General features: G+C 58.0%; 2 tRNA genes. Both read left to right on the forward strand.

What is annotated here, in order from left to right:
- Positions 1-157 precede the first annotated feature (157 nt).
- A tRNA-Glu gene (locus tag NR126_RS28470) sits at positions 158-233 on the forward strand.
- Positions 234-236: 3 nt separating this feature from the next.
- Positions 237-312: transfer RNA gene (locus NR126_RS28475), tRNA-Gly, on the forward strand.
- Positions 313-441: the final 129 nt, after the last annotated feature.

The following is a 441-nucleotide window of genomic DNA, read 5'->3' on the forward strand; positions in this document are numbered from 1 at the left end:
AGCACGACCTTGCCAAGGTCGGGGTCGCGAGTTCGAGTCTCGTTTCCCGCTCCAATTTTAAACAGCAGTGCCTTCGGGTGGTGCTGAGTGAAACCAGAACCCAGTCTTCGGATTGGATCTGGACACCGAAACACACACCATGTGTTCCGGGTAGCGTGTCCCCTTCGTCTAGTGGCCTAGGACACCGCCCTTTCACGGCGGTAACAGGGGTTCGAGTCCCCTAGGGGACGCCATTTGCGGGAATAGCTCAGTTGGTAGAGCACGACCTTGCCAAGGTCGGGGTCGCGAGTTCGAGTCTCGTTTCCCGCTCCAAATTTAACGAGAGCGCCACTCATGGAGTGGCGTTTTTGTTCGGTACCAGACCACACGCTGTGTGGTCCGGGTAGTGTGTCCCCTTCGTCTAGTGGCCTAGGACACCGCCCTTTCACGGCGGTAACAGGG

Origin of the sequence: Pseudomonas sp. Pse1 (assembly GCF_024519635.1) — a bacterium.
GTDB lineage: Bacteria > Pseudomonadota > Gammaproteobacteria > Pseudomonadales > Pseudomonadaceae > Aquipseudomonas.